At 73.8% G+C, this 5486-nt stretch carries 1 protein-coding gene; it reads left to right on the top strand.

The window, feature by feature from the left end; all coding sequences use genetic code 11:
* A partial coding sequence (locus AB0E62_RS39775) for an acyltransferase domain-containing protein (protein ID WP_362205952.1) occupies positions 1-5486 on the top strand: 5486 nt, incomplete at both ends.

Below are 5486 nucleotides of genomic sequence, written 5' to 3'. Positions count from 1 at the left end.
TGGGAGCCCAAGGCACGGGCGGCGTGGAACCTGCACGACCTCACCCGGGGACGGGACCTGACGGCGTTCGTCCTCTTCTCCTCGGCGGCCGGGACGCTCGGCAGCCCCGGGCAGGCCAACTACGCCGCGGCCAACACCTTCCTCGACGCCCTCGCCGTGCACCGGCACGCCCTCGGACTGCCGGCGACCTCGCTGGCCTGGGGCTACTGGGCCGAGCCGAGCGGCATGACCGGGCACCTGACCGGTGCCGACCAGGACCGGCTGACGCGAGCAGGGGTCGTGCCGCTGGCCACCGACCACGCCCTGGCACTGTTCGACGCGGCCCTGGCCACGGGCCGGGCCGCGCTGGCGCCGGTACGCCTCGACCCGACCGTGATGACGGGCGCCCCGGAGATCCCGGCGGCCCTCAAGGACCTCGTCTCCCGCAAGGCGACCCGGCGCCCGGCACGGCACGGCGCGCTCGCCGACCGCCTGCGGTCACTGCCGGAGGCCGAACGGCTGCGAGCCGCGCTCGACCTGGTCACCGCCGACACCGCCGCCGTGCTCGGTCACCGCGAACCGGGAGCCGTACGGGACCGGCAGCCCTTCAAGGATCTCGGCTTCGATTCCCTGACCTCCGTCGAACTGCGCAACCGTCTCAACACCGCCACCGGCCTGCGCCTGCCCGCCACCGTCACCTTCGACCACCCCACGCCGCGGCAACTCGCCGAGCACCTGCTGAACGAGATCCTCGGCGGGGGTGTGATGCCGGTGGTGTCGTCGTCGGGGTCGGTGGGTGGGGTGGGTGATGGGGCTGATCCGGTGGTGATCGTGGGGATGGGGTGCCGGTTGCCGGGTGGGGTGGGGTCGCCGGAGCAGCTGTGGGACTTGGTGTCGGACGGGGTGGATGCGGTCGGGGGGTTCCCGTCGGATCGTGGGTGGGATGTCGAGGGGTTGTTCCATCCGGACGCGGATCATCCGGGGACGTCGTACACGCGGTGGGGTGGTTTTCTGGCGGATGCGGCGGGGTTCGACGCGGATTTCTTCGGGATCTCGCCGCGTGAGGCGTTGGCGATGGATCCGCAGCAGCGCATCCTGCTGGAGACCGCGTGGGAGACGTTGGAGGACGCGGGGATCGATCCGACGTCGTTGCGGGGCAGTCAGACGGGTGTGTTCACCGGCATCTGGTCCTCCGGCTACGGGGACCAGGCACCCGCCGACGCCGAGGGCTATCTCGGTACGGGCGCCGCGACCAGCGTGACCTCCGGCAGGATCGCCTACCTGCTGGGGCTGGAGGGCGCAGCGGTCTCGCTGGACACCGCCTGCTCGTCCTCGCTGGTGGCCCTGCACCTGGCCGCCCAGGCACTGCGCTCGGGGGAGTGCACACTCGCCCTGGCCGGCGGGGTGACCGTGATGGCGACCCCGGTGGGGTTCACGGAGTTCTCGCGCCAGCGCGGCCTGGCTCCCGACGGCAGGGTGAAGGCGTTCGCCGAGGCCGCCGATGGCACGGCGTGGGGTGAGGGCGCGGGGTTGGTGCTGCTGGAGCGGTTGTCGGACGCGCGGCGCAACGGTCACCGGGTGCTGGCGGTGGTGCGGGGCTCGGCGGTCAACCAGGACGGCACCTCCAACGGCCTCGGCGCGCCGAACGGTCCGTCGCAGGAGCGGGTGATCCGGCAGGCGCTGGCGAACGCCGGGCTGGAGCCGTCCGAGGTGGACGCGGTGGAGGCGCACGGTACGGGGACGACGCTCGGCGATCCCATCGAGGCGCAGGCGCTGCTCGCGACGTACGGCCGGGATCGGGTGGAGCCGTTGTGGCTGGGGTCGGTGAAGTCGAACATCGGGCACACGCAGGCGGCGGCGGGTGTGGCGGGTGTGATCAAGATGGTGATGGCGATGCGGCACGGGCAGTTGCCGCCGACGCTGCATGTCGACGCGCCGACCTCGCACGTGGACTGGGAGTCCGGAAACATCCGGCTGCTCACCGAGGCCCGGCCCTGGCCCGAGCACGGCCACCCGCGTCGCGCGGGCATCTCGGCGTTCGGCATCAGCGGTACGAACGCGCACGTGGTGATCGAGGCGGCTGCCGAGGAGCCGGTCGGGATCCCGGCGGGGTCCGCGGGCGGGGTGGTGCCGTGGGTGCTGTCGGCGAAGTCGGACGCGGCGTTGCGGGAGCAGGCGCGCCGGCTGGCCGCCTTCACCGCCGCACATCCCGAGGTGAGCCCGGGGGCGGTCGGGGGAGCGCTGGCCGCCCGCACCGTGTTCGAGCACCGCGCGGTGCTGAGCGGTGTGGAGGCGTTGGGGGCACTGGCGGAGGGCCGGCCGGCGCCGGGTCTGGTCACGGGGACCGCTCGTCCGCTGGGCCGGTCGGTGTTCGTGTTTCCGGGGCAGGGTGCGCAGTGGGTGGGGATGGGCGGGGAGTTGTACGGCTCGGAGCCGGTGTTCCGGGAGGCGGTCGACGCGTGTGACGCGGCGTTGGCCCCGTACACCGACTGGTCGTTGGTGGAGGTGCTGACGGGTGGTGGTTCGCTGGAGCGGGTGGATGTGGTGCAGCCCGCTCTGTTCGCGGTGATGGTGGGGCTGGCGGAGCTGTGGCGTGCTCATGGGGTGGAGCCTGATGCCGTGGTGGGGCATTCGCAGGGGGAGATCGCGGCGGCTTATGTGGCGGGCGCGTTGTCCTTGGAGGACGCGGCCAGGGTGGTCGCCCTGCGCAGCAGGGCCCTGGTTGCCCTGGCGGGTCAGGGTGGGATGGTGTCGGTCGGTCTCGGGCATGAGCGGGCCGTCGAGTTCGTGGCCCGCTGGGGTGGCCGGTTGACGGTGGCGGTGGTCAATGCGCCGGGTTCGGTCGTCGTGTCGGGTGATGTGGACGCGCTGGGCGAACTGCTGGCGGTGTGTGAGGCGGAGGGTGTCCGCGCCCGGCGTCTGCCGGTGGACTACGCCGCCCACTCGGTCCAGGTCGAGGCGGTCCGCGAGCGGTTGCTGACCGACCTCGCCGGCATCACACCGCGTCCGGCGGCGGTCCCGTTCTACTCCACGGTCACCGCGGAACCCGTCGACACCTCCGCCCTCGACGCCGATTACTGGTACCGCAACCTCCGCGAACCCGTACGCTTCGACCTCGCCGTCGAGGCCCTGGTACAGGACCGGCACGACGTGTTCGTCGAGATCAGCCCGCACCCGGTGCTCACGCCCGCGCTGGCGGAGCACGAGGCGGCTGTGGTGACCGGGACACTGCGCCGCGACCACGGGACCCCGGCCGAGTTCCGGTCCGCCGCGGCGCGGCTGTTCGTCGCGGGTGTGCCGGTGCGGTGGCCGTTCCCTGAAGGGGAGCCGGTGGCCCTGCCCACCTACCCCTTCCAGCGGACGCGGTTCTGGCTCGCCGCAGGCGCGGGAGACGTGTCCGCGGCCGGGCTCGACTCGGTGGACCACCCGCTGCTCGGCGCCGCTGTCGAGGTGGGCGAGCAGCGGGTCCTGACGGGGCGGCTCTCCCTGGCCACCCACCCCTGGCTCGCGGACCACTCCGTGCTGGGGACGGTGCTGCTGCCCGCGACGGCGTTCGTGGAACTGGTGGTGCACGCGGCCGGGGCGGCAGTGGAGGAACTGGTCCTGGAGGCGCCGCTGGTGCTGCCCGCGGACGGCGCGGTGGACGTGCAGGTCGTCATGGGCGAGCCGGACGGGACCGGCCGCCGCACGGTCGACGTCCGGTCCCGTACGGACGACTGGGTGCGGCACGCCACCGGCACGGTGAGCGGGAAACCCGTGGTCGGGCAGGAGCTGACGCAATGGCCGCCGGCCGGCGCGGAACCGGTCACCGGGCTCTACGACACGCTCGCCGCGGCGGGCTACGAGTACGGGCCGGCCTTCCAGGCCGTGCAGGCGGTGTGGCGCCGCGGCGGCGAGGTGTTCGCCGAGGTCACCGTGGCGGACGCGGCCCGGTTCTCCGTCCATCCGGCCCTGCTGGACGCCGCCCTGCAACCGCTGGCGCTGCTGGCCGGCCCGGAAGGCGACGTGCGGCTGCCGTTCTCGCTGGGCGGGATCGCGGTCCACCGCACCGGCGTGACCTCCGCGCGCGTGCGGCTGACGGCGGTGCGCCCCGGCACGTACGCCGTCCACCTGGCGGACCGGTCCGGTGCACCCGTGGCGACCATCGAGGCGCTGACCACCCGCCCGATGGCTGAACGCGGCCCGCTGTACGCCCTCGACTGGATTCCGCTGAGCCCGGGCGGAGGCGCGCTCGGCGAAGGCGCGCTCGGCGACACCGTCGTCTCGCCCGGCTCGGTCGCCGAGGCGCTGGCGGCCGTCCAGGAGTTCCTGGCCGGGTCCGGCGAACGGCTCCTGGTGCGCACACGGGGCGCGGTCGCCGTCGTTGCCGGTGACAAGGTGAGCGACCCGGAAGCCTCGGCCGTATGGGGCCTGGTCCGGTCCGCGCAGTCCGAACACCCCGGCCGTTTCGTGCTCGTGGACGCCGACGAACTGCCCGACGGCCTGTCGGTCGGCGACGAGGACCAGGTGGCGGTGCGCCGGGGGGCCGTCTACGTGCCCCGGCTCGTGCGCTGCGCACCGGAGGCGTTCGACGGACGGCTGACGCAGGCGGGCACGGGCAGCCTGGACGACCTGGCCTTCCTGCCGTACGAGCAGTCCCCGCTCGGGCCCCGGGAGGTGCGCGTCGCCGTGCGGGCGGCCGGCCTGAACTTCCGGGACGTACTGATCGCCCTCGGCGTCTACCCGGACCCGGCGCTGCTCGGCAGTGAGGGCGCGGGCGTCGTCACCGAGGTCGGCGCCGAGGTCACCGGGCTGCGGCCGGGCGACCGGGTCGCCGGGCTGCTGTCCGGCGCGTTCGGCCGGGTGGCCGTCGCCGACCACAGGGTGCTGGTGCGCATTCCTGACGAATGGACGTTCACCCAGGCCGCCACTGTGCCGATCGCGTTCCTGACCGCGTGGTACGGGCTGCGCGACCTGGGCGGACTGAAGGCCGGTGACCGGGTGCTGATCCACGCCGGGGCCGGTGGCGTCGGCATGGCGGCGGTCCAGCTCGCGCGGCTCTGGGGCGCGGACGTCCACGCGACCGCCGGGCCCGGCAAGTGGGACGCGCTGCGCGCCCTGGGACTGGACGAGGACCACATCGCCTCGTCCCGGACCCTGGAGTTCGCCGACCGTTTCGGACCCTTCGACGTGGTACTGAACTCGCTCTCTGGTGAGTTCCTGGACGCCTCCCTGCGGCTGCTCGCGCCCGGCGGGCGGTTCGTGGAGATGGGCAAGTCCGACATCCGGCCCGGCGTGCTGGCCTTCGACCTGGCCGACGCGGGACCGGAGCGGCTGGGGGAGATCCTGGCCGAGGCCGTCCGGCTGCTCGGCGCGAGCGAGCTGAGCCTGCCGCCGCTCACCACCTGGGACGTCCGCCGCGCGCGGGACGCCTTCCGGTTCATGAGCCGGGCCGCTCACATCGGGAAGATCGTGCTCACGGTTCCCGTGGCTCTCGATGCGGCCGGTACGGTGCTGATCACCGGTGG

The organism is Streptomyces sp. NPDC038707 (assembly GCF_040636485.1).
In the GTDB taxonomy this organism is placed as follows: domain Bacteria; phylum Actinomycetota; class Actinomycetes; order Streptomycetales; family Streptomycetaceae; genus Streptomyces.
This window is presented reverse-complemented; position numbering and strand designations above follow the sequence as displayed.